The sequence below is a fragment of the Parasaccharibacter sp. TMW2.1890 genome (assembly GCF_023337645.1).
Taxonomy (GTDB): Bacteria; Pseudomonadota; Alphaproteobacteria; order Acetobacterales; family Acetobacteraceae; genus Bombella; species Bombella apis.
In genome coordinates, this window is record NZ_NWUV01000001.1 from 363,461 (window position 1) to 389,455 (window position 25,995).

Sequence of the window (25,995 nt, forward strand, 5' to 3'; positions counted from 1 at the left end):
CAATAGTGGGAAGAAGGACCGCTGGGTACCTTTCAGCGGTTGGCAGCCTCCCGTTCCATCCGGGCAATCAGGGCGGAGTAATCGTCATCAGCATGATTCCGATTGGAGGCGGCCAGATTCTGGGAGGCTGCCGCCATGCCGTGCATCGGGACGCCACAGCGGCGGGCGGCCTCCATCAGCAGGCCCATGTCCTTGCTCATCAGGCGGGTTGGAAACTGGGAGGGGAAATGCCCTGCCTTGCCCATGCCGATCTTGCGCTTGTGATGGGGGCTGATGACGGCCAGTTCCTGAAGGGCATCGAAAAGGACGCTGCGCTCCACGCCAGCGGCCAGGCCATAGGCGATCCCTTCAGCAATGATGTTCAGCGTGCCCCCCATGATGCCGTTGACGACGAGCTTCAGCCGGGCTGCGCTCCCGGCCGGACCGGCATGGATGGTGATGCGGCCGATGTGGTCCAGAATGGGGCGGGCGAGTGTTACGGTTGCTTCCGGGCCTCCCACCAGCATGATGAGGGCCCCTTTTTCGGCTTCCGGCGTGCTGCCTGACATGGGGGCGTCCAGCACGGCGACATTGCGCTCACCCAGCAGGGCTGCGAGGTGGTCGGCCTGTTCCGGTGAGACGGTGGAGGTGTCCAGCACGAGCTGCCCGCTCCGCAATCCCGCCAGGAGGCCATCCGGGCCATGCAGGGCCGTGTTCTCCGCCTCGTCATTCGGGACACAGATGATGATGGCGTCGCTCCTTTCCGCCACGAGGCGGGGAGAGGCCAGCATGGGGACATCCGCCTCAGCGCCATTGCTCCGGCCTGATGGCGTGTGAGCGACGACATCGTATCCGGCCCGGACCAGATTGTGCCCCATGAGGGATGCCATGGCACCATAACCGATGAAACCGATGGTCTTGATGGACATGGGCGGGTTCCTTCCAGGGTTTGTTGAGTCAGTCTTTACGGGGGAGATGGACCGGGGCGGGTAAGGATTAAAGAGGGATGGCGGAAGCGTGATGGAAAGCCGCCATGAAAAAACCCCGCCGGAGCGGGGTTGGAAAAGGATCATTCCTCGTCGTCGTAATCTTCTGCATCGGCCGGGTGGCGGATGGGGGGACGGGACCGGTTGTCCGCATTGCGGCGGGTGAAGTGGTGAGCAATGTCAGCCAGTTCCACGAAGTGGTCTGTCTGGCGGCGCAGGTCGTCACCAATCATCGGTGGTGTCGTCTTGACGGAGGAAATGACCGTGACCCGCACGCCACGGGACTGCACGGCCTCCACGGCACGGCGCAGGTCGGAATCCCCGCTGACGATCACGATATGGTCCAGCCGGGGGGCCTGTTCGATCAGGTCCACGGCCAGCTCGACATTCATGTTGCCCTTTACGCGGCGCTGGCCGGACTGGTTGGTGAATTCCCGTGCCGTCTTGGTGACCAGATGATAGCCGTTATAGGCCAGCCAGTCTGTCAGCGGGCGGAGGGGGGAGTAATCTTCCGTCTCCGGCATGGCCGCATAATAGAAGGCCCGCTGGAAGGAACACTGCTGTTCGAAAAGGTCCCGCAGGGCGAGGAAATCGACCTCGAACCCCAGGTTGCGTGCGGCGTGGTGCAGGCTGGCCCCGTTGATGAAAAGTGATGTGCGATCGTTTTTGCGTAGGAGAAGGTTGGACATATGGCTCACATATGGTCTTGGGTTAGTCTTGGGTGCGGGGAGTGTTGATCAAGAAATGTCCTGTCAGTCTCGGGCAGGGCTGCCCTTTGATTGTTTCCCTGTTCCGTATGTATGGCGGACTCAGCACCAGATCTGATGATGGAAGGCATGTCGGGTGGAGAAAGCAGGACAGCCTCCTGCTTCCCTCTTACAGCTTTGCGTTGCGTCAATAAAGGCCTTTGTGGTAACAAAAGTCCAGATTGTGAGATAGCAATGGGATGGGCTGCCTGTTTCGGCAGGTGGGGCTGTCCCGGCCCGTTTGCAGGGGCCATTTCAGCATGTGAGTGGGGAGCGCCGGTTTTATGGCACGTGTGACCGTAGAGGACTGCATCGAGAAGGTTCCGAACCGTTTTGACCTGGTGCTGCTGGCCGCCCAGCGGGCCCGTGGTCTTTCCCGCGGGGAGGAGATGCAGGTTCCGCGGGATAATGACAAGAATACCGTTGTTGCCCTGCGTGAGATCGCCGAGGATCATGTGAGCCTCGAGGGGCTGAAGAACGGCATTGTCCGCTCCATGAGCAACCAGCCGGAAGTCGAGCCTTCCGATGAGGAAGTGATGGACCTCATCCCGACAGACCAGAACATTTTCGGTCTTCAGGATGTATCTGCGGAAGAGGAAGCTGCCAACATGGCAGCTGATGAAGCCGGCTCCGGCCGGGGGCGTCGCTAAGCCTTTCAGGAACTGAGGTGTGCGCCCTGGGGAAGGGCCCCCTTTTCTTCGCCTTCGGGCGGGGATGGGATGCAGGTTCTTCCATCAGTGAAGAATGGGGGCTGATCCATGGCTGATGAAACGCTGCTTTCCACCGATCTCCCGGCGGAGACGGTGGCTGGTGCCGGGGACGCTCTCTTGCAGGATTTTCACCCCTCCATAAGCGGCCTGCTGGAGCGGGTCCGCTGTTACGATCCCCATGCTGATCTGGCCCTGATGCAGGAGGCCTACGATCTGGCCGCCAAAGCCCATGAGGGCCAGTGCCGGGACAATGGTGATCCTTACATCACCCATCCGATTGCCGTGGCCAACATACTGGCCGGGTTCCGTATGGACCCCGTGTCCATCATGGTGGGTTTCCTGCATGATACCGTGGAGGATACGGGCATCTCTCTGGAGATGCTGGCAGGGCGTTTTGGCAAGGATGTAGCGGCCATCGTTGATGGCGTGACCAAGCTGACACGGCTGGAGCTTCAGTCCGACAGGACCAAGCAGGCGGAGAATTTCCGCAAGCTGGTGCTCGCCATGTCGCGGGACATCCGTGTGCTCATCGTCAAGCTGGCGGACCGGCTGCACAACATGCGGACGCTGCATTATGTCCAGCGGACAGACCGGCGGCAGCGTATCGCCAGGGAAACACTGGACATCTACGCCCCTCTGGCCGAACGCATCGGCATGGACCGGGTGAAGACGGAACTCCAGGATATTGCCTTTGTCAATCTGGAGCCGGAGGCTGATGCCACCATCCGGGCCCGGCTGAATTACCTGCGTGGGCAGGGTGCGGACATGATCGAGCAGATACGCTGCGAGCTGGCCACACTCTGCAAGGAAGCCGGGGTGGAGGGGGCGACCGTCATCGGGCGGGAAAAATCCCCCTATTCCATCTGGGAAAAGATGAAGCGGCGGAATGTTGCTTTCGAGCAGCTTTCCGACATCATGGCGTTCCGCATTCTCGTGCCCACGAGAGAGGCCTGTTATGCGGCGCTGGGGGCGGTGCACGGGGCCTACCCCATGATTGCCGGACGCTTCAAGGACTACATCTCCACCCCCAAGACGAACGGCTACCAGTCCCTGCATACAGGGGTGACGCTCTATCGGCCGCACAGCCAGAAGATCGAGGTGCAGATACGCACACCGGAGATGCACGATCTGGCAGAGAATGGCGTGGCCTCCCACTGGAGCTACAAGGATGGCAGCAGCCCCAGCGAGCATGAGACGGCCGTTCTTTCGGAAACATTCGGGGCCTATACCCGCAAGCTGCGTTGGGTGCAGGACCTGCTGGACATTCTGGAGGACAGTCAGGGGCCGGACGAGTTTCTGGAGAATACCAAGCTCGAACTCTATCAGGATCAGGTCTTCTGCTTCACCCCCAAGGGACAGCTCATTTCCCTGCCTCGTGGGGCTACGCCGGTGGATTTTGCCTATGCCGTACACAGTCAGGTCGGGGACCGGTGTGTGGGGGCCAAGGTCAATGGGCGTCTTGTCCCGCTGAAGCATGTTCTGGAGAATGGCGACCAGATCGACATCATGACGGCACGGGGGGGCACGCCGTCCCCGTCATGGGAGCGGTTTGTCGTCACGGGCAAGGCCCGTGCCCGTGTGCGGCGCTTCGTGGCCCTCCAGCAGCGGCAGAACAACGTTGAGAATGGCCGTGGTGCTGTTGCCCGTGCGTTCCGCCAGAAAGGTGTTGATGGGTCGGAGAAAGTGCTGGAGGGCCTTCTTGGCACGCTGAAGCAGAACAGCCTTGATGAGCTGTATGGCAGCGTCGGGGCCGGGCAGCTGGACCCGAGGGATGTTGTAGGGGCGGCCTATCCGGAGCTGTCCCGTCAGGGGCAGGTGCCCCGTATCGTGCCCGGCCTGTCCCCCCGGCTGGAGGGAAGGCTGGACCAGAAGCCCCTGCCGCCAAGACGGCCTTCCAGTTATGAGGGCACGTTGGTCAATGGTGTCGGGCGGGGTATTGAACTGCACTTTGCGGGTTGCTGCCGTCCTTTGCCGGGGGACCGCATCGTGGGCATCATTGCCCAGGGCAAGGGAGTGACCGTACATCGGCGCAAATGCCACAATCTCAGCATGTTTTCGGACATGCCCGAGCGCTTTCTTGAAATCTCATGGAGTGAGGAGGCCCTTGGGCGGACAGGGCGGGATGCCCCCCGTTACACGGCTCGCCTTTCCGTCGTGGCGGGAAATGACCCGGCTGTTCTGGCAGCGCTGACCAACCTGGCCACACGGCACGAGGCCAGCGTGATCAATCTGCGGATCGTGAACCGCCAGCTGGATTTCATGGAAATTCTGGTGGACCTCGAGGTGCGGAGCAAGGGGCATCTGGCAACGGTTCTGGCAGGGTTCCGGGCCGAGAAGGGTGTTCTTCAGGCCGAACGGACAAAGGGATGACCTCATGATTCTGGGGATCGGGGTTGATCTCTGCTCCATCGGGCGGATCGAACGGGCCCTGGCCCGCCATGGGGATGCGTTTCTGGAGCGTGTGTTCACGCTGGAGGAGCGTCAGTATGTGCAGGCATTGCGGGGGGCGGCCCGGGCAGGGGCCTGTGCCAAACGCTGGGCAGCGAAGGAGGCCTGCGCCAAGGCTTTGGGAACAGGCTTTGCCCAGGGGGTGCAGCTTCAGGATATTTCCGTGGGGCGGAATGATCTGGGGGCTCCTGTGCTCAGCCTTTCGGGCGCAGCGGCGACCCTTCTGGACCAGCGCCTGCCAGCAGGGCATCGGGCCGAATTGCTGTTGAGCCTGAGTGATGAGCCGCCCATGGCCATGGCACAGGTGCTGATACAGGCTGTTGCCCTTTAGTCTTGGCGGCTTGAAATATCGTCAGGATGGAATTAACGCATGACCCGGCGGGTCAGGCAGGCTATGGCAGAAACGGGCAGGGCAGTCTGCCTGCTTCTTGCCAGAACAGGATGAACAGGGACCATGAACGAAGACAGACAGGAAGAACAGACAGAAAAGCCGGAAAGCCTTCTGGCCTCCATAAGACAGATTCTTCTATGGCTCATTCTGGTGGTTGCCGTACGTTCACTGCTGGTCGAACCGTTCAATATTCCGTCTGCCTCCATGATCCCGACCCTTCAGGTCGGGGATTTTGTGGCGGTCTCCAAGATGAGCTACGGTTATTCCCGGTATTCTTTTCCGTTCTCGCCGCCGTTCATTTCGGGACGTGTGTTCGCTTCCATGCCGCACCGTGGGGATGTGGCGGTGTTCCGGTTCACCAAGGATACGTCAGTCGATTACATCAAGCGGATTGTCGGCCTGCCCGGGGATCGCATCCGCATGGAACAGGGGCATCTCTTCATCAATGGTCAGGAAGTGCCGCGGGAGGACCGGGGGCATTACAGCGTGATGGATGAGCGGGGCTATGTGCTGTCTGGGACCCGTTATCGGGAAATGCTGCCCCGGGAGGATGGCAAGACGGTACCGCATGATATCCTGAAGATGCGGGATGATGACCTTGCCAACAATACGCCTGAATATACCGTGCCAGAGGGCTGCCTGTTTGCCATGGGGGATGACCGGGATGACAGTTCGGACAGCCGCTTTCAGGGAGGGCATGAGAGCGGTGCCTGTGCTGTCCCGGCCGGGCGTGATTATCTGACGGATAGCGGCGGTCATGATCTGGGGTTCGTGCCTGTGATCAATCTGGTCGGACGGGCAAAGATGGTGCTGTTCTCCGTTGATATGCGGCATCCGGCCTGGCAGTTCTGGTATTGGCCGACAGAGATACGCTGGGGCCGTTTCCTGCGTGGTATTGACGAATGATGACACGTGATGAGGCTGTCCGCCATGTCGAGGCGAAGCTGGAACACCGTTTTGCTGACCCCGCACTTCTGCATGAGGCTTTGACCCACCGGTCCGCCGTGCCACGGCGGCAGGGACGGAACCGGGGGCGGCAGAAGGGGCATGCTCCGGGGAAAACGCCACGGGGGCAGGGGTCCAACGAGCGTCTGGAGTTCGTGGGGGACAGGGTGCTTGGCCTGCTGATGGCGGAATGGCTCTTTGAGCGCTATCCGGAGGAGCAGGAAGGCGCTCTGGGGGCCCGCCACGCCCATCTGGTCTCCCGTCCTGTTCTGGCCCGGATTGCGGAAGGGATTGAGCTTTCCGAGGCGATACAGATTGCCCAGCATGAGGAAAGTGCCGGCATACGTGTTCTGGCCAGTGTTCTGGCCGATGCGATGGAAGCCCTGCTGGGCGCACTCTATCTGGATGCCGGGCTGGACCCGGCCCGGCATGTGGTCCGTCGCCTCTGGGACAGGGACATCGAGAAGAGTGGACAGCCCCACAAGGAGCCGAAAACGCTGCTTCAGGAGTTTCTGCTGGGGCGTGGCGAGGCCTTGCCGCATTATGAACTGACCGCCGCTGATGGGCCGTCCCATGCACCGATCTTCCGTGTGGAGGTCCGGGCACTGGGGCAGGTGGGTGTTGGCCGTGCAGGCAGCAAGCGGCTGGCTGAAAGTGCGGCGGCGACAGATTTGCTGAAGAAGATGGGGCAGGAGACAGAACGTGCCTGAGGATACAGAAAAGACCGCCACGGGCGGAGAGACACGCTGCGGTTTTGTTGCTCTTGTCGGGGCTCCCAATGCAGGAAAATCCACCCTGCTGAACCGCATGGCTGGGGCCAAGCTGTCCATTGTCAGCCCCAAGGCGCAGACGACACGGTTCCGTACGCTTGGCATTGTGATGCGGGATGCGGCGCAGATCGTGTTTGTGGACCTGCCGGGCATCTTCAAGCCCCGCCGACGGCTGGACCAGGCGATGGTCAATGCTGCCTGGAGCGGGTCGCAGGATGCTGACCTCAACCTGCTGCTGGTGGATAGCCGCATCGGTCTGACAGACGAGATCAGGGAGATCATCGCTCGACTGAAAGAGGGGAAGCGGCCTGTCTGGCTGGTGCTGAACAAGACAGACCTCATCCAGCGGGATCAGCTTCTGCCCCTGACGAAGGCCATCACGGACCTCCTGCCGGTGGAAGAGGTCTATATGGTCAGTGCCCGGTCCGGTGATGGGGTTGAGGGCCTGCTGGACGGGTTGGCCAGGGCCATGCCCGTTGGGCCTTACCATTACCCTGAAGATGATCTGACAGATCTGCCAGACCGTCTGCTGGCAGCGGAAATCGTGCGGGAGCAGGTCTTCCTCCAGACCCATGAGGAGATTCCCTACCATGCCACGGTGGAGACGGAATCCTTCAAGACACGCAAGGACGGATCCATCCGCATCGACGTGACGATCTACGTGTCACGGGCAGGGCACAAGGCCATCCTCATCGGGGAGCGGGGGCAGCGCATCCGGGAGATCGGGATGCGGGCCCGGAAACAGCTGGAAGGCCTTCTGGATGCTCCCTGCCATCTTTTCCTCAATGTGAAGGAGAGGGCTGCGTGGGACAAGGAGACAGCCCGCCTGCGGGCCCTCGGTCTTGCAGATTATGGCTGAAGCGCACGAGTTTCGCTTGTTCATGCAGGGGTAGCTCTGTATGAGGGAGCAGACAGATTTCAGGACATCATCAACCAGAGAGCCGGTACGATCATGAGCACCGCCCCCCAAGAGCCGAACTTCCCTTATAAACGGGTCCTTCTCAAAGTGTCTGGCGAGGCGCTGATGGGCAAGGGAACTGCCGGTGTTGACCCGGAGATGGTGGACATGGTGGCTGCGGACATCGCCGGTGTGGCCGCTCTGGGCGGGCAGGTCTGTCTCGTCGTGGGGGGAGGCAACATCTTCCGTGGACTGGCCGCTGCCGCCAAGGGAATGGACCGGGTGCAGGGGGACTATGCCGGGATGCTGGCAACGGTCATCAATGCCCTGATGCTCCAGAATGCGCTGGAGAAGCGTCATGTGGAGACCCGGGTGATGACGGCCATCCACATGGCCTCCATTGCCGAGCCTTATATCCGCCGCCGGGCCGTCCGTCATATGGAGAAGGGCCGTGTGGTCATCTTCGCAGCCGGTACGGGCAATCCGTTCTTCACAACTGATACGGCTGCTGCCCTGCGGGCGAACGAGATGGAGTGCGATGCCCTCTTCAAAGGGACGCAGGTTGATGGTGTCTATTCCGATGATCCTCGCCTGAATCCCGATGCCGAGCGTTATGAACAGCTGACCTACATGGATGCCCTAGCCCGCAATCTGAAGGTCATGGATGCAGCAGCTGTCAGTCTCGCCCGGGAGAATGCTCTGCCGATCATCGTGTTCAACATGCATGCGCCGGGGGCTTTTGCGGCAGCCATGAAAGGTGAAGGGCGCTTCACCCGGATTGTTGAGGGTTGAGAGCGAGCGACCAGATTACCATGTCAGCCCGCACCGGCTGACGAACGGAACGATTACTGAGGAAGTGATTTGCCATGAGCACAGAACTGAACGACCTGCTTGATGACCTCAAACGTCGCATGGAAGGGGCGCTGGAGAGCCTGCGCCGTGATCTCTCTGGCCTGCGCTCCGGCCGTGCCAGCCCGAACCTTCTGGAGCCGGTACGTGTGGAGGCTTATGGCTCCGTGGTGCCCCTCTCCCAGGTTGGTTCCGTTGCCGTGCCGGAAGCCCGGATGCTGACGGTCTCTGTCTGGGATGCCAGTGTTGTTTCCTCTGTTGAGAAAGCCATCCGTGACAGTGGGCTGGGGCTGAACCCTGCTGCTGAAGGGCAGACCATCCGTGTGCCCATCCCGCAGCTGACAGAGGAACGACGCAACGAGATGGCCAAGGCCGCTGCCCGTTACGCCGAAGGTGGCCGTGTGGCCGTGCGTGGTGTCCGCCGGGATGGCATGGACAAGGCCAAGGCCCTGGAAAAGAATGGCGATATCAGTCAGGACGACATGAAGGTCTGGACGGCTGCCATCCAGAAGCTGACAGATGAGCATATCGGCCGTGTGGACAGCCTGCTGGCTGACAAGGAGCGGGACATCAAACAGGTCTGATCGCCAGAACATTGTCGGAACTTCACCCTTCTTCCCGCCCGGCTGGCACACTCCCACGTCATGTTGCCGTCATCATGGATGGCAACGGACGCTGGGCCAGAGCACGTGGCGTACCGATCGCACAGGGCCATCGTGAAGGAGGCGAGGCCGTGCAGCGTTGCGTCCGTGCCGCCATGGAGCATGGGGTGGATTATCTGACACTCTATGCATTCTCATCAGAGAACTGGCGCCGGTCTGGTGAGGAGATCAGCGACCTGACAGGGCTGATGCAGTTTTATCTGCGGCATCGTTTCCGGGAGCTGGATGAGCAGGGTGTCCGGCTGCGCATCATTGGTGATCCTGAACGTTTCGGGGCGTCTTTCTGCCGGGAGCTGCGTCGGGCAGAGGAAAAGACACGCCACAATACCCGGCTGACTCTGGCTCTGGCTCTTTCCTATGGCAGTCGTGCGGAGATTGCCGGAAGTGCCCGCCATTTGGCCGAACGGGTCCGGGCGGGCACGCTGGAGCCGCATGAGATTGACGAAGCCCTGTTCGCCAGTGCCCTCCAGACGCATGACATGCCCGACCCCGACCTTGTCATGCGGACGAGTGGAGAGAGCCGACTTTCCAATTTCCTGCTCTGGCAATCCGCCTATGCAGAACTTGTGTTTCTTGACGTGCTCTGGCCGGATTTCGGTGAGAAGGATTTTGCCGAGGCCATGATGCGGTACATGCGCCGTCAGAGGCGTTTCGGTGGGCGGCCAGAATGACAGAGTTGCAGAAACGCATCCTCTCCAGCCTTGTGATTGTTCCGGTGGTGCTCCTCTGTCTCTGTTTTGGTGGATGGGCCTATCGGGTACTGGTGCTGCTCGTCATGGTCGGGATTGTCTGGGAAGGGGAAACCCTGCTTGGCCAGCCGATGAAAAGTCTGCGGGGTGCTCTGCTTCTGCTCTGGCCTCTCTGTGGTGGACTGATCGCCATCAAAGGGCAGTGGTTTGCGGCCTTTTACCTTCTGGTGTCCAGCGTCCTGTTTGGCAGGCGGGCCTGCGGTCCGGTTCTGGTGGCCATGCTGGGTGGTTTTTCCCTGCTCTGGCTGCGGGGGCGGCCTGACGGTTTTTTGGAGACCTTTTTCGTCATTTTCGCCGTCATAGCCAGTGACAGCTGCGCCTACGCCACCGGGCGTCTGATTGGCGGGCCGAAACTGGCCCCGGCCATTTCTCCCGGCAAGACCATTTCCGGCTCGCTGGGGGGCATCGTGGGAGCCGTGATCCTCGGCGGGCTGGTCGGGCACTGGTCGGGTCATGGCTGGTCGTTCTCTGCTTGCCTGACGGGTGGAGTGATTGCCGTGGCGGCCCAGGCAGGCGATCTGCTGGAGAGTGCCTTCAAGCGGCGTCTGGGCGTCAAGGATTCCGGGCGGCTCATCCCCGGTCATGGGGGACTGCTGGACCGGCTGGATGCCCTCCTGCTGGCGGCCCCTGTTGCAGCCATCCTGGCCCTCATGGCCGGAGAGGGGCCATTCTGGCAGCTTTTCCGTTAAGTCTTATTCTGGAGCGGCAGTCTCTGCTATAGGTCTGTCATGAGGCAGACCCGCCATCACGTATCATGTTGAAATCATCAAGGGAGAGGTATTCCATGGGGGGAGGTTCCGGGCGTCGGCGCATTAGTGTGCTTGGCAGTACAGGCAGCATTGGTGTCTCGACAGTCGATCTTCTGAAGCAGCAGGCAGACTCCATCCAGGTGCGGGCTCTCGTGGGGGGAAAGAACGCTGCCCTTCTGGCCGAACAGGCCCGTGAGCTGAACGCCGAGCTGGCCGTCCTGAATGATGAGCAGCATTACGAGGAGCTGAAAGAGCGTCTCGCTGGCACCGGCGTGAAGGTAGCTGCCGGACGGCAGGCTGTCATCGAGGCCGGTGCGCTGGAAGCGGACTGGACGATGGCCGCCATCACTGGGGCTGCCGGCTTGGCCCCCACGCTGGAAGCCGTCCGCAACGGGCACAAGGTGGCTCTGGCCAACAAGGAAGCTCTCGTCTGTGCTGGCAACGTCATGCTGGAAGCTGTGCGTGATGCCGGAGCCGAGCTGCTGCCCGTTGATTCCGAACATAATGCGATCGTGCAGTCCCTGGGCGGAGCGGACATGTCCCTCGTGGAGAAGATCGTCCTCACGGCCTCTGGCGGACCGTTCCGCTGCTCCACAAAGGAGGAGATGGCGAAGGCCACGCCCGAACAGGCCCTGAAGCATCCCACATGGTCCATGGGGGCCAAGATCACGATTGACTCCGCCTCCATGGCCAACAAGGGGCTGGAGGTCATCGAGGCCGCCCGCCTGTTCGATCTGCCTGAACATCAGATAGACGTGCTGGTTCACCCGCAGTCAGTCGTGCATGGCATGGTCTGTTTCCGTGATGGCAGCTTCGTGGCCCAGATGGGGACGGCGGACATGCGGATTCCCATCGCACACACGTTGGCCGCCCCGACCCGGATGCAGACGGGATGCGAGCGTCTGGATTTCGTGAAGCTCGGGCAGATGAATTTCGAGGCAGTGGATGAGGACCGCTTCATCCCGCTGCGTCTGGCACGTCAGGTCCTGCGGGCTGGTGGCGTGGCCCCGACCGTGTTCTCCGCTGCCAACGAGATTGCCGTGGAGGCTTTCCTCGCCGGGAAGATCCGTTTCCTTGGCATTGGTGAGCTGATTGATGCCAGCCTTCAGGCCATGCCGGAAAACCCGGTGCCGACATCTCTGGAGGATGTCTATCACTGGGACGAAATGGGGCGTGAGCTGGCCCGGACACAGATGAAGCGGATGGCCGACCATGCATAGTCTTCAGAGCATCCTTGCCGGTCTGGCCGTTTTCGGGATCGTCGTCTTCATTCACGAGCTGGGCCATTATCTGGCCGCACGCTGGCGTGGTGTGCAGGTGACCGTCTTTTCCATCGGGTTCGGTCCTGCACTGACATCATGGAAGGACCGGGTTGGAACACGCTGGCAGATCAGCCTGCTGCCGCTGGGAGGGTATGTCAAACTCCACGGGTTTGAGAACCGTCCCGATGCGCCCCGGGAAGAAGGTGACGAGAATGCCTTCAACCGCAAGTCTGTCCTCTCGCGGGCAATCGTGACGGTGGCGGGGCCTGTCTTCAACTTCCTGCTGACGATCCTTCTGTTCGTGGTGCTGCTGTCCTGCTTTGGCAGGCCGGAGGCCCGGCCCGACATCGGCACGCTGGCCCCGAATGGTGCAGCCATGAAGGCCGGGCTTCAGGTGGGTGACGAGATACAGCGTCTGGACGGGCATCACATCCTGAGCATTGGCGACATCCAGGCGCAGGTGGCGGCCCATCCGGGTGAGGTCATGAAGGTTGGTCTGCTGCGGAAGGGGCAGAGCCTGGAGCTTCCGGTCACGCTGGACCGTATCCGGCAGGGGGGGCATGACGTCGGTCGGCTGGGGGTCGGTTTTGCCGTCAGCCACAGTGCGCCCCTGCCTGTCTACAAGGCTGTTCCGGCGGCCATCGGGCAGACGTGGGACATGTGCGGCAACATGCTGGAGGGAATCTGGCAGATCATCAGCGGGCAGCGGAGCGCCAGGCAGCTCTCCGGGACCATCGGCATCATTCACATGTCCGGGCAGGCCGTGGATTATGGCGTGGCCAGTGCGCTGGGGTTCGTGGCTCTCCTGTCCCTCAATCTTGGCCTGCTGAACCTGTTCCCCGTGCCGATGCTGGATGGCGGCCATCTGCTTTTCTATGCTTTTGAGGCAGTTCTGGGGCGGCCTCTCTCCGAGCGGACACAGAGCTATGCCCTCCAGTTCGGGCTGCTGCTGGTCGTGGGGCTTTTCATTTTCTCAACGGTGAATGATCTCAGAGGGTTGGGAGTTTTTCACTGGTTGTTTGCACATGGGGGTTGATCTTTCCCCCTCCAATGATGGAAAAGACCTTCTAGGGTAGAGTATATAACTGAAACAGGCAGCTCCCTTCATTGTGATGTCGTGGGAGTCTGTCTGGTGCGGTTGTGCGTATGGGACTGTCTGGACCTCCTGCATCAGGGTTGTGTGGCGGGATGGCCGTTCGTAGAAATTTGGGACGAGGAATACCGGTTTTGTCAGGATTGCGTACGAAAAGGTTCCGGCCGATGGCCGTTCGACTGGCTCTGCTGGCTTCTGTCTGTACGGCACCGGCTTTGCTCTGTGCGGCAGAGGCAGCCCCCCAGAAGGGGCGCAGCATCCATCATGCCCGCCGGTCTGCGGGGGATGGCTATGCGCCGGCCGGTGGTCTGATCCAGGCCATCGAAGTCCACGGCAATACCCGGATCGAGACCAGTACCGTCCTTTCCTACATGGTCGTGCAGCCGGGCGACAGTTTTGACCGTGATGCGCTGAACCGTTCGCTGAAGACACTTTACGCTACAGGTCTCTTCAGGGATGTGACGCTGAGGCGTGAAGGCAGCACCCTGCTGGTGGAGCTGACGGAAAATCCCGTGGTGAACCGGATTGTCTTCGAGGGGAACCATGCCCTCAAGGACAAGGACCTGATGAAGGAGATCAGCCTGCGGACCCGTGCCGTCTTTTCGGCCCAGACCGTGGCTGTGGACAGGCAGAAAATCCTGAACATGTATGCGGCCCGTGCCCGCTATGGGGCCACGGTGGTGCCGCAGGTCATCCGTCTGTCCCACAATCGTGTTGATGTGATCTTCAACATCAATGAATCCCAGCAGACACTGGTCCGGAAGATTGCTTTTGTTGGCAATGACAGTTTCAGCGAAGCTGCCCTGTCTCATGTCGTGTCTTCCAAGGAACATGCCTGGTACCGTTTTTTTTCTTCCTCGGATGAATATAACCCGGAGCGTATCCGCTACGATGCGGAACTGCTGAGACGTTTCTATCTGCATAGCGGCTTTGTGGATTTCCACATGGTGGATGCCACGGGTGAGCTCTCTCCGGACCACAAGAGCTTCTACGTCACCTACACCCTGCATGAAGGGCCACGGTACCGTCTGGGCAAGATTGGTGTGCGTTCCAATGTGCATCATGTCACGGCTGACACGATGAAGAGGCACATCGAGGTTTACAAGAACCAGTATTATGACGGTACGGCCGTGCAGGACAATGCGACGGACATGCAGGAGTGGCTCCAGGCCAACGGGCACCCGTTTGCCATGGTCCGGCCTGAGATTGCCCGCAATCCTGAAAAGAAGGTCGTTGACCTGCTGTTTGATATTGTCGAGGGGCCGCATGTTTATGTGGAGCGGATCGACATCAACGGCAATACGATCACACGTGACCATGTGATCCGCCGCAACCTGCCTATGGTCGAGGGCGATGCCTATACGCCGTTCAACCGCAAATATTCCAAGCTGGCCCTTCAGGATATGGGGTATTTCAGCAGCACCAATGTGGACCAGTCCCAGGGGTCTGCGCCGGACAAGGTCAATGTCAGTGCCAATGTGGTGGAGAAGCCAACCGGCGAGTTCTCCCTCGGCGGTGGGTACTCGACCGATGCCGGTATCATGGGGAATCTCGGGTTGAAGCAGCATAACCTGCTGGGGACCGGGATTGATGCCGGGTTCTCCGGTACGGTTGCCTATTATGAGAAACAGGCCGACCTGTCCGTGACGGACCCATACTTCCTCGGGCGCAATTTCGTGGCCGGGTTCGACATTTATACGATCCAGAACAATTACCAGACGTATCAGAGCTATAATGAAGGCCAGTATGGTGCGTCTGTCCGGCTTGGTTATGCCTATAACCGGTATCTTTCCCAGTCCTGGACCTATACGGTCGTGGACCGTCACGTGGGTAACGGGGTGCCGGGGTCGCAGTATCCGGGGTGGGAAGATGACACGCCGTCCGTTTATGTGCGTGATGCCGCAGGCTGGTCGCTCCTTTCCCAGATTGGCACGAACATCACTTATGACCGTCGTGACAACCGCATGAATCCACGGTCTGGCTACGTTCTCAGTGCCGGAGGTGATTTTGCCGGTCTGGGTGGCAACGAGAAATATTACCGTGTCAAAGCCAATGGCAGCTATTATCTGCCGCTGGATGACCTGACAGGCAGCCACAGCTGGGGCTTCCAGTTCAAGGGCGGTGTTGGCTACATGCATGACTGGAGCTCCAGCGGCGACCGCAACATCGTCGACAACTTCTACCTCGGTGGTCAGAACCTGCGCGGGTTCCTCCAGGGTGGTGTCGGGCCCCGCAGCAGTCATTACAAGGCGCCCTGCCACAGCGGTGCCGCCAATACCCCGCTGGGGCAGGCCCGCAATGGCTACTGCCCGGGTGCCGGACAGGAGGACCTGATCGGTGGTACTTTCATGTACACGGCATCTGTCCAGCTGAATTTCCCGCTGCCGATGGGTGACAGTCTTGGCATCTCCGGGCGTGGCTTCATCGATGCCGGTAGTCTTTCCGGCAAGCGTGTGAAGGACCGCAACCATTACCGTAACTGGAACGACCCGTACTATACGCCGATTGGCGGCAGCACCATGACGCCCCGTGTCTCTGGTGGTCTTGGTATTTCCTGGAAGAGCCCCTTCGGCCTGGTCAATATTGACGGTGCGGTCCCGATCCATCGTGAGCATGGGGACAGGCTTTATCCGGTTCGCTTTGGCTTCGGGCAGCAGTTCTGAGGAAAGGTGCAGGCCACGATGCCGGCTTCATTCCGGGCTGGCAGGGTGACCTGGGGGATGCCCATTTTCATAAAGAGGTTTTTCATGTCACGTTTTTCACTGCCTTTGACCCTGATGACCGCAAGTGCTCTGGCTTTCATGGCGGTTGGTTCTTCCGTGGCTGCCGATGGCAATGATGGAAACGGTGCCTGGTTTGTTCCGAAAACGGCCCAGCCATCGGCTCCAGCCGCCTCCCATCATCATGCGGCTCCGGCTGCTGCTCCTGCTCCGGCTGCCGTGCCGGACATGGCAGGCCTGGATGATGGTGGTGATGCTGGCGCTCCGGATGGGGAAGGCCAGCAGCAGGCAGCGCCCGTGCTGCCTCTGCCGTCTGTACCGTCTTCTCCGGCTGTTCCGAAGGAAGATGCCCCGCCGCCGGTTGTGCTTGGCCTCATCAGCGTTCAGGGTGTGATGCAGCTTTCCACGGCTGCGCAGGAAATGCAGCAGGTGCTTGGTGAGCGTCGTGACCGTCTGGCCCGTGCGGTGCAGAAGGAAGAGGGCGCCTGGCGGGAAGAGCAGCAGAAGCTTCAGGTTCAGGCTCGCACTCTGACATCCGACCAGCTCCAGCTCCGTGTCCGTCATCTGCAGGAGCGGCGTGCGAAGGATCAGAGGGATTTCAGCAACAAGGCCCGGATCATTCAGGAAGCCTATCAGGTGGCATTCCATCAGATCGAGCGTGTGCTGGAGCAGCGTGATGGAATCATTGCCAAGGTGGCTGCGGCCCATGGCATGAATCTTGTTCTGCATGCCGAGCAGGCTGTCCTGCATGTGGATGGTCAGGACATAACCGAGGAGGTAGCAGACCGTCTGAACAAGGTTCTGCCGCATGTCTTCATTCCGGATGACGGGGTGGACCCGGAGGTTCTGGCAAAATCCGGGAAGATGCCGACAACGGCTGATGAAGAACGCCTGATGAATCAGGCGGCTCCGCAGCAGCCTGCCGAGGCTCCGGCACAGGCCAAGGGGTCCATCCTGCGTCGCCAGAAGTAAGGGGAAGGGCGATGGTGGCGGACCAGCTCCCGGGTGATTCCCGTTTTTTCAGGCGGTGTGGCCCTTTTGCGTTGAAGCACCTTCTGGAAGTAACGGGAGCGGAGGCCGCAGGTTGCGCTGAGATGGGGGCGTCTTTTGAGGGCGTGGCCCCGCTTCATGCTGCTGGCCCGCAGCACATCTCCTTTCTGGACAACCGCCGCTATCTGCCCCTTCTTAAGGAGACGAAGGCTGGCGCCGTCGTGCTGGCCCCTGCTTTTGCGGACAAGGTGCCAGAAGGCTGTGCCGCTCTGGTCAGTCGGGAGCCCTATCTGACATGGTCCCGGGTTGCCCGTCTGTTCCATCCTCTTCCGCCTGCACGGGCCAGCCAGCATCCGACGGCTGTCATTGGTGAGAATGTCGTCATTGGTGACCGGGTGGAGATAGGTCCTTTTGCGGTCATCGGCGATGGCGTGCAGATTGGTGATGGCTGTGTCATTGGGCCTCATGCCATGCTGGGGGACCATGTCGTGCTGGGAGATGGCTGTCGGATCGGGGCGCATGTAACTCTCACTCATGCTCTGCTGGGGGAGCGGGTCATCCTGTATCCCGGGGCCCGGATCGGGCAGGATGGTTTCGGCTTTGCGGTGGGGCCTGACGGATTTGAGACCGTTCCCCAGCTGGGGCGTGTCATCCTTGAGGATGGTGTGGAGATCGGTGCCAATTCAACGATTGACCGAGGCTCCATGCGGGATACGGTCATCGGGGCCGGGACCCGGATCGATAATCTGGTGCAGATTGGTCACAATGCCCGTCTGGGTCGGTGCTGCATCGTGGTATCGCAGGCTGGTGTTTCAGGTTCCACCGAGATTGAGGATTTCGTGACGATTGCAGCCCAGGCTGGGCTCATCGGTCATATTCACATTGGCAGCAAGGCCCGTATCGGGGCGCAGTGTGGCGTGATGAATGATGTGGAAGCCGGGGCTGATGTCATCGGCAGCCCGGCTATGCCGTTCAGGGAATTCTTCCGAAATGTGGCGACGTTGCGTAAGCTTTCGCGCAAGTAAGATGATCCAGTTGGTGTTTCGGGATTTTTTTTGGTAATAAGGTGTAGACATTGACTGCCTCTCCCCGCGGGGACAGGGGCGGACGGTTGCATTTTGTCGAAAAAAAAACCGGGAGATGAGATAAGTGGGTGATGCTGCTGGGCAGACACATCAGGTGCCTGAGAGCGTAGATGTGATGCAGATTATGAAGGCGATTCCTCATCGCTATCCTTTCCTCCTGCTGGACCGGATGGAAGAGATTAAGGCGGCGGAATCAGCCGTTGGCATCAAGAACGTGACAGTCAATGAGCCATTCTTCCAGGGGCATTTCCCAGCACGCCCTGTCATGCCGGGTGTGCTCATCGTTGAGGCCATGGCCCAGACGGCGGCCACGCTTGTCGTGCTGACACTGGGCAAGGCCTTCGAGGGCAAGCTGGTCTATTTCATGACGGTGGAGAATGCAAAATTCCGTCGCCCGGTCGGGCCGGGGGATCAGCTGCGCATTCATGTCAACAAGGAACGCGCCCGTGGAACGGTCTGGCGGTTCCGTGGGGTTGCCAAGGTTGATGGAACCACGGTGGCGGAAGCATCTTTCAGCGCCATGATCGTGGACTGATCCTGATGCCAGAACCGGGACAGCGCCCTGGAAAAACCGAGATTCATCCCACGGCTCTTGTGGATCCACGGGCGTCCCTCGGTCAGGGAGTGAGGATTGGTCCCTGGTGCATGGTCGGTGCGGATGTGCGGCTGGGAGATCATGTCCGGCTGCACGCTTCTGTCATGGTGGACGGGCATACGGTGCTGGAGGATGGGGTGGAGGTTTACCCCTTTTCGACCGTAGGCTATCCCCCGCAGGACCTGAAATATGCTGGAGAGCCGACCAGGTGCCATATTGGTGCAGGGACGGTTGTACGGGAGAATGTGACCATCCATCGGGGCACGGCACAAGGCACGGGAGAAACCCGGATTGGCCGGGGCTGCCTGCTCATGGCCAATGCCCATATCGCTCATGATTGTGTGTTGGGTGATGGTGTCATCATCGTCAACAACGTAGTCATGGGGGGGCATGTCCTGATCGGGGACAATGCCAGGATCATGGGCTCTGCGGCCCTGCATCAGTTTGTCCGCATCGGGCATGGGGCTGTTGTCGGAGGGCTGTGCGGTGTGGAGATGGATGTCATCCCGTACGGCAGCGTCCTGGGTAACCGGGCCAGGCTGGTTGGGTTGAACTGGATCGGTCTCAAGCGGTCTGGCGTGGAGGCCAGTGAGATTCAGCAGATGCGTCTGGCGTTCCGGGAGCTTTATCCACGGTCTGGCCGTGGTGGGCCGCTTTTGGGAGAACGCATGGACCAGGTGCGTCAGCGTTATGGTCACATTGAGCGTGTACGGGAAATGCTACGCTTCATGGAGGCTCCCAGCCGCCGTGGGCTGACGCGGCCGGGACAGGCTGGCAGTGACAGGGATGTTGACAGGTGAGCAGGCCTGCACGGGTTGGGATCCTGGCCGGTGGCGGGCCGCTTCCAGCCCAGGTGGCAGAGGCTCTCAGGAAAAGAGGGCGGGAGCCTTTTCTCATAGGCTTCCAGGGTTTTGCTGATGAAGCCCTGCTGGCCCCTTATTCTCATGAAATGATCCGTCTGGCAGCGGCCGGTGCGATCCTTCGGTCTCTGCGTAGGCAGGGATGTTCCGAACTTGTCCTGATAGGACCTGTCCGCCGGCCCTCATGGCGGTCTCTGCGGCCAGATGCGGAGGGGGTGCGCCTGCTGGCCCGGCTTGGGCGTGCCCTGTTTGCCGGTGATGACGGCCTGCTGGCATCCATCATCCGGCTGCTGGAAGAAGAAGGCTTCCGGGTGCGGGGAGCGCATGAATTCCTGGATACGGAGAGCAATCGTTGGGGAGCGTGGGGCAGGGTTCTCCCTGACCGTCAGGCCATGGCCGACATTCATCAGGCCGTGCGCATATTGTCTGTCATGGGGCCTCTGGACATAGGGCAGGGATGTGTGGTGCAGAATGGCCTGACACTGGCTGTTGAGGCCCTTGAAGGAACAGATGCCATGCTGCATCGCTGTGGAGGTCTGCGGCAGGATGGGGTAGCTGGTGGGGTGCTCGTGAAAATGCCAAAGGCAGGACAGGAGCTGCGGGCGGACATGCCTGCCATTGGGCCGGTCACTATCAGGAATGCGGCAGCAGCCGGGTTGCGGGGGATCGCCTTTCCCGCACGGCTTACCTTGGTCATGGAGCCAGATCGCTGTATAAAGGAGGCGGATCGTCTGGGACTGTTTCTCTACGGGCTGGGACCAGACTTCCTTTCTGACAAAAGGACATAAAGATATATGAGCATCTATCTTCATACGATGGTCCGTGTGCGGGACCTTGATCGCAGTCTGGCTTTTTATCACCTTCTGGGCATGCGTGAACTCCGTCGGCTGGAGGTGCCGGAGGGGCGTTTCACGTTGGTTTATATTGGTTATGAGGGTAATGCCCGTGGTGAGGCCGAGATCGAACTGACCTATAACTGGGATCAGACCGAGGATTACACACACGGGACAGGCTTCGGGCATTTTGCTGTTGGCGTGCGTGATGTCGCAGCAGCCGTGGACGTGGTCCGCCAGGGCGGTGGGCGTGTCACCCGTGAGGCCGGACCGATGGGCAATACGGGTATTGTCATTGCCTTCGTGCAGGACCCTGATGGCTACAAGATCGAGCTGATTGAAAAGAAGGACGCCTGAGCTCAAAAGCCGGGTACAGCTTCGGGATCTGTCCGCTCTGGATGGAATTGCAGGATTGACAGGGCAGGGCCATCCCCTTAAAAGCCACTCCCTGAGTGGAGGGGCGTTACTGGGTGCGTCCTGTTCTGATACACGCCTTCACAGGTGTGTTGTTGAGATTAGAGGATTGAAAAGATGAAGCGCACATATCAGCCTTCCCGTCTGGTTCGTAAGCGTCGCCACGGTTTCCGCACGCGTTCCGCTACTGTTGGTGGTCGTCGTGTTCTGGCGAGCCGTCGCGCCAAGGGCCGCAAGAAGCTTTCTGCCTGAGCATGAAACAGCCTGACCGCCTGAAGAAGCGGTCGCAGTTTCTGCGTGTGGCCCGCAAGGGCCATAAGGTCGTGTCTCCCGGGCTGATTGGCCAGGTTCTGCCGGAGCCGGGGGACGTGACGGTACGGGCCGGTTTTACCGTGACCAAGAAGGTCGGTAATTCTGTCGTGCGCAACCGTACCCGTCGCCGCCTGCGGGAGGCTCTCCGCCTGGTGGTGAAAGAGGAAGGCTGTTCTTCCTCTGGTGATCTCGTCCTGATCGGACGCGCCGCAACCAGAAAGCGGCCTTTCCCCCTTCTGAAGCATGACGTGCGTCGGGTTCTGCAGGCCCTTGGCCGGGAAGAGGCAGAATGAGGGCGGCCAGCGGGCTGTTTTCGCTTCTTCTGTTGGGGGTGATAAGGCTCTATCGCCTGTTCCTCAGTCCATTCATGGGACGGCAGTGCCGTTTTCATCCCAGTTGCAGCGTTTATGGCGAGGAAGCCATCCGCCGTCATGGTCCTGTGCGGGGTGGGTGGCTGACACTTTGCCGCATTTGCAGATGCCATCCTTTTCATCCGGGTGGCGTGGACTATCCCCCCTGATCCGCCTCTGATGCTCTGGCAGAAAATGTAAAAAAAATGGCGTGGCTATTGTTTTGAGGACGATTTTACGCCAGTGAAGAGGCAATCTACCCTTCCAGCATGAAGAAAGAGCGGCTCCAGCCCGATGGAAAGTAGCAAACGTATTATTCTGGCCGTCATCCTGTCGGCCATGATCCTGATCGGTTTCAACATCTTCCTTCCGCCGGACAGACACAAACCGGTGGAGGATCAGGGGTCTGCTCCGGCACCAGCGTCTGCCGTGCAGCAACCCGCTCTGGCATCTCCGGCGCCTGCTGGCCCTATGGATGAGGCGGATGATCACCAGGAACATCGGCTGAAGGTTACGTCATCGGATGTGCAGGGTTCCTTCAACCTTCGTGGTGCACGGCTGGATGATCTGGAGCTGACCCGCTATCGTGAGATGATTGCCAAGGACAGCCCTCTGGTCCGTCTGCTGGACAGGGCAGGCAGTGCCCAGCCGACCTATCTGGTCATTGGCTGGGAAAATGCTGCCGGGTTCACCACCCGTCTACCCAATGACCATTCCCTCTGGCAGGTTGATGGGGAGCAGACCAGCCTGACGCCGGAATCCCCGGTCAGCCTGCATTGGGACAATGGGGCAGGGGTCCGCTTTCTCATTCATCTGGAGCAGGACCACCACTACATGGTGACGGTGCGGCAGGAGGTGGAGAACCATTCCGGCCAACCCGTGTCGGTCTATCCGTTCCAGCGTGTCCAGCGTGACTATCTGCCGGAGGATACCGGTTCCTTCACGGCTTATGAGGGGCCAATCGCCGTCATGAATGGCCGTCTGGCGGACAAGGGGTACAAGTCCCTGCGGACTGATGGCAACGGCCCGGACCATGTGTCATGGACAGACGCCGGAAAAGGCGGCTGGGGTGGCATCACGGATAAGTACTGGCTGACAGCCGTTGGGGCGGATGCGTCTGCCAACGTGCGCATCCGGTACAGTTACCTGCCGGAAGAGCACGGGTCCTATCGTGTGACCTTCACTTCGCAGGAGCCGCAGGTCATTCAGGACGGGGCCCGCCTCGGGCAGGGCAGTTACCTGTTTGCCGGGGCCAAGGAGCCGGGCCTGCTGCGCTATTATGGTCGCAAGCTGGGGCTGCCCCGTTTTGATGACAGCATCGACTTCGGCTGGTTCAGCTTCCTGACGAAGCCGATCCTGTTTCTGCTGCACTGGCTCTATGCGCATATCGGCAATTTCGGCCTTGGGCTGATGGCCATGACGCTGATCGTCAAGATTGTCCTGTTCCCGCTGGCCTCCAAGGCGGCGCAGTCTTCGGCCCGCATGCGGATGATTGCGCCGAAGGTCACGGAGATCCGTGAAAAATACAAGAATGATCCGGCAACCATGAACCAGAAGGTCATGGCCATGTATAAGGAAGAGAAGATCAACCCGGCAGGTGGATGTCTGCCCATGCTGATCCAGGCACCGATCTTCTTTTGCCTGTACAAGATGCTCAATCTCAGCATCGATGAGCGCCATGCGCCCTTCTTTGGCTGGATCAAGGACCTTTCCGTACCGGACCCGACCAATCTGTTCAATCTGTTCGGACTGCTGCCGTTTGATCCCACGCACATCTTCTCCTTCCTGCATCTCAGCATCTGGGGGGCGGCACTGGGCATCACCTTCTGGCTGCTCCAGAAGCACAGCATGGTCAGCATGGACCCGGCCCAGGCCCGCATCATGCAGTTCATGCCCATCGTGTATGTCTTCGTGATGTCCAGCTTCCCGGCGGGCCTGCTGGTCTACTACACATGGAACAACGTGCTGACTTTCCTTCAGCAGCATTATATCGAGCGTCGGACCAGCCTGCCCGTGCCGTTGATCGGTCGCAAAGGCAAGGCACCGCGCAAGGGTGGTGAGAAGAAGAAGGGCTCGTGATGGAGCAGATGCAGACAGTCCTGCCCAGCGAGGATGAGCTGGAGGAAGGACGCAGACTTTTTTCAGGTCCCTGTGATTTCTTCTTCGGGGCGCAGACAATCGAGCAGCTGCCCCCGCCCGACCGGGCGGAGGTGGCGTTTGCTGGCCGCTCCAATGTGGGCAAGTCCAGCCTCATCAATGCGCTGACAGGCCGGAAGGCTCTGGCCCGGGCTTCGTCCGAGCCGGGGCGGACCAAGCAGCTCAATTTCTTCAATCTGGGGGGGAGGCTCTCCCTCGTGGACATGCCCGGTTACGGCTTTGCCAAGGCCTCCAAAGCGGTGAAGGAAGATTGGCAGAGGACGATGTTCGCCTATCTGCGGGGCAGGCCGAATCTGGCCCGCGTGATCCTGCTGATTGACGGGCGTGTGGGCCTCAAGGCTTCCGACAGGGAGGTCTGCGACCTGTTGGACAGGGCCGCTGTGGTGTTCCAGATTGTACTGACGAAATGTGATGCTCTGTCGGCTTCCGCTCTGGCCACACGGCAGAAAGAGGTGGAGGCTTTGGCAAAGACCCATGCGGCGGCTTTCCCGCATATTGTGGCAACAAGCAGCACGACATCATTGGGGATTGCCGAGCTGCGTGGCATAATGGCCCGCTTTGCCGAGCCCGCCGGTACACGGCCCTGAAAAGTTTTTCTGTATAGTGAAATGCCCATGTCTTCTTCTGATACCTCTTCTACCGCTTTCCCGGATGCCCTGATGGCCCATGGTGGCCTGCTGAGCGACCAGCAGCAGGCTGCCGTCCTTGCCGGTGCGCTGCCTTATCTGCGCCGTTATGCTGGCGATACCATCGTGGTGAAGTATGGTGGTCACGCCATGGTCGAGAACAGCCTTGCCGCCACCTTTGGCCGGGATATTGCCCTGCTCAAGCTGGTGGGCATCAACCCGATCGTGGTGCATGGCGGTGGTCCGCAGATCAACAGCATGATGAAGCGGCTTGGTGTTGAGTCCCGCTTTATTGATGGCCTTCGTGTCACGGACCGTGAGATGATCGACGTGATCGAGATGGTTCTCTCCGGCACGGTGAACAAGCAGGTGGCCGATCTCATCAGCCACGCTGGAGCGCTGGCCGTGGGCATTTCGGGGCGTGATGGGCGTCTGATCCAGGCCAGCCGTCTTGTCCATTATCACCGGACGGAAGGAAACGGGCGGGAAGCGGTCGATCTGGGCTTTGTCGGCAAGCCGGAGCATGTGGACCCCCGGGTGCTGTATGCCCTGCTGGGGGCTGGCCTGATCCCGGTCGTGGCGCCGCTCGGGGCTGGGGATGAAGGTGAGATTTACAACATCAATGCGGATACGGCTGCTGGTGCGGTTGCCGGTGCCGTGCGGGCCTCCCGCCTGCTGATGCTGACGGATGTTCCCGGCGTGCTGGATGAGAATGGCCAGCGCATCGAGGAGCTGACAGCTGAGGAAGCCCGTCGTCTCATCCGGGAGGGGCACATCACGGGCGGCATGATTCCCAAGGTGGAGACCTGCCTCAAGGCCGTGCAGGCCGGGGCCAAGGCGGCCGTCATTCTGGATGGTCGGGTGCCACATACCTGCCTGCTGGAACTCTTCACCAGGGCAGGGCAGGGTACGCTCATCAAGGCGGACTGAGAGATGGGGCAGGGCAGCCTGCCTGGATTATGGTTGTAGAATAAGGAGCGTTTTATGGATCACGCAGAGCTTCGCAAGCAGATTGAAACCCTTTGGGAAGACCGTGCCAGCCTGTCCCCGCAGACGCAGGGTCAGGCCCGTGATGTCGTGGAAGCCGCTCTTGCCGGGCTGGATGATGGGACCTTCCGCGTTGCCGAGCAGCAGGAAGGTGGACGTGTCGTGCATGAATGGCTGAAGAAGGCCGTCCTCATGTCCTTCCGCCTGTATGAATCCGAGCCGATGGCCAATGGCTGCGGTGGGGCTCCGGGTTTTGACAAGGTGCCGCTGAAATTCGCCGGCTGGGGCAAGGCAGAGTTCGAGAAGGCCGGGTTCCGGGCCGTTCCGGGGGCTGTCGTCCGCCGTTCCGCCTACATCGCTCCGGGTGTCGTGCTGATGCCGAGCTTCGTCAATCTGGGTGCCCGTGTCGAGAGCGGCACGATGATCGATACATGGGCCACGGTCGGCTCCTGTGCACAGATCGGCAAGAACTGCCATATCAGCGGTGGTGCCGGGATCGGCGGTGTTCTGGAGCCGCTCCAGGCCGCACCGGTCATCATCGGGGATGACTGCTTCATCGGTGCCCGTTCCGAGGTGGCCGAGGGCGTGGTCGTGGAGCGTGGCTCCGTCCTCTCCATGGGCGTGTTCCTTGGGGCCTCCACCAAGATCGTGGACCGTACGACGGGTGAGATCCATATGGGGCGTGTTCCGGCCTACTCCGTGGTCGTGCCGGGAACCCTGCCGCCGAAGACCCCGGGCGGGCCGTCCCTGGCCTGTGCCGTGATCGTCAAGCGTGTTGACGAGCGGACACGCTCCAAGACATCCATCAATGAGCTGCTGCGTGACTGAG

The 25,995-nt window shown here is 60.4% G+C and carries 28 protein-coding genes; 26 read left to right on the forward strand and 2 right to left on the reverse strand.

Annotation, left to right across the window (positions count from 1 at the left end):
* Positions 1-32: 32 nt before the first annotated feature.
* Positions 33-908: an NAD(P)-dependent oxidoreductase gene (locus tag CPA54_RS01590; protein ID WP_249085420.1), complete on the reverse strand. Its 876-nt coding sequence runs from the start codon at positions 906-908 to the stop codon at positions 33-35.
* Positions 909-1,048: 140 nt separating this feature from the next.
* The gene (locus tag CPA54_RS01595) at positions 1,049-1,654 is read right to left on the reverse strand and encodes an NYN domain-containing protein (protein WP_043560690.1); all 606 of its coding nucleotides are present in this window, start codon (positions 1,652-1,654) and stop codon (positions 1,049-1,051) included.
* Positions 1,655-1,995: 341 nt separating this feature from the next.
* Here CPA54_RS01595 and rpoZ point away from each other — a divergent pair, with 341 nt between their 5' ends.
* The 26 genes from rpoZ (at position 1,996) to dapD (ending at position 25,994) form a co-directional block, all read left to right on the forward strand.
* Positions 1,996-2,361 (forward strand): DNA-directed RNA polymerase subunit omega, encoded by a 366-nt coding sequence (gene rpoZ, locus CPA54_RS01600; protein WP_043560688.1) that lies wholly within the window; start codon positions 1,996-1,998, stop codon positions 2,359-2,361.
* 108 nt (positions 2,362-2,469) lie between these two features.
* Positions 2,470-4,791, forward strand: a complete 2,322-nt coding sequence (locus tag CPA54_RS01605) for a bifunctional (p)ppGpp synthetase/guanosine-3',5'-bis(diphosphate) 3'-pyrophosphohydrolase (protein WP_081563004.1) — start codon at positions 2,470-2,472, stop codon at positions 4,789-4,791.
* Positions 4,792-4,795: 4 nt separating this feature from the next.
* Entirely contained in the window at positions 4,796-5,200 is a 405-nt protein-coding gene (gene acpS, locus CPA54_RS01610; protein ID WP_081563005.1) for a holo-ACP synthase, read from the forward strand.
* 123 nt (positions 5,201-5,323) lie between these two features.
* Positions 5,324-6,166 (forward strand): signal peptidase I, encoded by an 843-nt coding sequence (gene lepB, locus CPA54_RS01615; protein WP_043560682.1) that lies wholly within the window; start codon positions 5,324-5,326, stop codon positions 6,164-6,166.
* Entirely contained in the window at positions 6,163-6,915 is a 753-nt protein-coding gene (gene rnc, locus CPA54_RS01620; RefSeq protein WP_086431112.1) for a ribonuclease III, read from the forward strand. The genes lepB and rnc overlap by 4 nt, the downstream gene beginning before the upstream one ends.
* Complete coding sequence (era, locus tag CPA54_RS01625) at positions 6,908-7,834, forward strand: GTPase Era (RefSeq protein WP_052349102.1); 927 nt, start codon at positions 6,908-6,910, stop codon at positions 7,832-7,834. The genes rnc and era overlap by 8 nt, the downstream gene beginning before the upstream one ends.
* Positions 7,835-7,927: 93 nt before the next feature.
* Complete coding sequence (pyrH, locus tag CPA54_RS01630; RefSeq protein ID WP_043560680.1) at positions 7,928-8,665, forward strand: UMP kinase; 738 nt, start codon at positions 7,928-7,930, stop codon at positions 8,663-8,665.
* Positions 8,666-8,739: 74 nt separating this feature from the next.
* Complete coding sequence (gene frr / locus CPA54_RS01635) at positions 8,740-9,306, forward strand: ribosome recycling factor (RefSeq protein WP_043560677.1); 567 nt, start codon at positions 8,740-8,742, stop codon at positions 9,304-9,306.
* Between the two features lie 11 nt (positions 9,307-9,317).
* Positions 9,318-10,055 (forward strand): polyprenyl diphosphate synthase, encoded by a 738-nt coding sequence (gene uppS / locus CPA54_RS01640; RefSeq protein ID WP_043560675.1) that lies wholly within the window; start codon positions 9,318-9,320, stop codon positions 10,053-10,055.
* Positions 10,052-10,822: a phosphatidate cytidylyltransferase gene (locus CPA54_RS01645; RefSeq protein ID WP_249085421.1), complete on the forward strand. Its 771-nt coding sequence runs from the start codon at positions 10,052-10,054 to the stop codon at positions 10,820-10,822. The genes uppS and CPA54_RS01645 overlap by 4 nt, the downstream gene beginning before the upstream one ends.
* A gap of 95 nt (positions 10,823-10,917) precedes the next feature.
* A complete protein-coding gene (gene dxr, locus CPA54_RS01650) occupies positions 10,918-12,102 on the forward strand; it encodes a 1-deoxy-D-xylulose-5-phosphate reductoisomerase (protein ID WP_043560670.1) in 1,185 nt (394 codons plus the stop codon).
* Entirely contained in the window at positions 12,095-13,180 is a 1,086-nt protein-coding gene (rseP, locus tag CPA54_RS01655) for an RIP metalloprotease RseP (RefSeq protein ID WP_081563008.1), read from the forward strand. Before dxr ends, rseP begins: the two co-directional genes overlap by 8 nt.
* A 224-nt stretch (positions 13,181-13,404) precedes the next feature.
* Positions 13,405-15,900: an outer membrane protein assembly factor BamA gene (bamA, locus tag CPA54_RS01660; protein ID WP_043560665.1), complete on the forward strand. Its 2,496-nt coding sequence runs from the start codon at positions 13,405-13,407 to the stop codon at positions 15,898-15,900.
* 84 nt (positions 15,901-15,984) lie between these two features.
* Positions 15,985-16,929, forward strand: coding sequence for an OmpH family outer membrane protein (locus CPA54_RS01665; protein ID WP_043561426.1), 945 nt, complete (start codon positions 15,985-15,987; stop codon positions 16,927-16,929).
* Between the two features lie 11 nt (positions 16,930-16,940).
* On the forward strand, positions 16,941-17,972 hold the full coding sequence (gene lpxD, locus CPA54_RS01670; protein ID WP_249085422.1) for a UDP-3-O-(3-hydroxymyristoyl)glucosamine N-acyltransferase: 1,032 nt from the start codon (positions 16,941-16,943) through the stop codon (positions 17,970-17,972).
* A gap of 175 nt (positions 17,973-18,147) precedes the next feature.
* A complete protein-coding gene (gene fabZ, locus CPA54_RS01675) occupies positions 18,148-18,567 on the forward strand; it encodes a 3-hydroxyacyl-ACP dehydratase FabZ (protein ID WP_154981692.1) in 420 nt (139 codons plus the stop codon).
* 5 nt (positions 18,568-18,572) lie between these two features.
* Positions 18,573-19,427, forward strand: a complete 855-nt coding sequence (lpxA, locus tag CPA54_RS01680) for an acyl-ACP--UDP-N-acetylglucosamine O-acyltransferase (protein WP_086431108.1) — start codon at positions 18,573-18,575, stop codon at positions 19,425-19,427.
* On the forward strand, positions 19,424-20,275 hold the full coding sequence (locus tag CPA54_RS01685) for a UDP-2,3-diacylglucosamine diphosphatase LpxI domain-containing protein (RefSeq protein WP_248630405.1): 852 nt from the start codon (positions 19,424-19,426) through the stop codon (positions 20,273-20,275). Before lpxA ends, CPA54_RS01685 begins: the two co-directional genes overlap by 4 nt.
* A 6-nt stretch (positions 20,276-20,281) precedes the next feature.
* On the forward strand, positions 20,282-20,677 hold the full coding sequence (gene gloA / locus CPA54_RS01690; protein WP_043560652.1) for a lactoylglutathione lyase: 396 nt from the start codon (positions 20,282-20,284) through the stop codon (positions 20,675-20,677).
* Positions 20,678-20,851: 174 nt separating this feature from the next.
* A complete protein-coding gene (gene rpmH, locus CPA54_RS01695) occupies positions 20,852-20,986 on the forward strand; it encodes a 50S ribosomal protein L34 (RefSeq protein WP_081563011.1) in 135 nt (44 codons plus the stop codon).
* A 2-nt stretch (positions 20,987-20,988) separates the two neighbouring features.
* Complete coding sequence (rnpA, locus tag CPA54_RS01700) at positions 20,989-21,339, forward strand: ribonuclease P protein component (protein WP_043560650.1); 351 nt, start codon at positions 20,989-20,991, stop codon at positions 21,337-21,339.
* Positions 21,336-21,566, forward strand: a complete 231-nt coding sequence (gene yidD / locus CPA54_RS01705) for a membrane protein insertion efficiency factor YidD (RefSeq protein ID WP_249085423.1) — start codon at positions 21,336-21,338, stop codon at positions 21,564-21,566. Before rnpA ends, yidD begins: the two co-directional genes overlap by 4 nt.
* Before the next feature lie 124 nt (positions 21,567-21,690).
* On the forward strand, positions 21,691-23,475 hold the full coding sequence (gene yidC, locus CPA54_RS01710; protein WP_249085424.1) for a membrane protein insertase YidC: 1,785 nt from the start codon (positions 21,691-21,693) through the stop codon (positions 23,473-23,475).
* Complete coding sequence (yihA, locus tag CPA54_RS01715; protein ID WP_373364570.1) at positions 23,475-24,140, forward strand: ribosome biogenesis GTP-binding protein YihA/YsxC; 666 nt, start codon at positions 23,475-23,477, stop codon at positions 24,138-24,140. The genes yidC and yihA overlap by 1 nt, the downstream gene beginning before the upstream one ends.
* A 72-nt stretch (positions 24,141-24,212) precedes the next feature.
* Positions 24,213-25,109: an acetylglutamate kinase gene (gene argB, locus CPA54_RS01720; protein WP_043561420.1), complete on the forward strand. Its 897-nt coding sequence runs from the start codon at positions 24,213-24,215 to the stop codon at positions 25,107-25,109.
* A gap of 54 nt (positions 25,110-25,163) precedes the next feature.
* A complete protein-coding gene (gene dapD / locus CPA54_RS01725) occupies positions 25,164-25,994 on the forward strand; it encodes a 2,3,4,5-tetrahydropyridine-2,6-dicarboxylate N-succinyltransferase (RefSeq protein WP_043560646.1) in 831 nt (276 codons plus the stop codon).
* Position 25,995 lies beyond the last annotated feature (1 nt).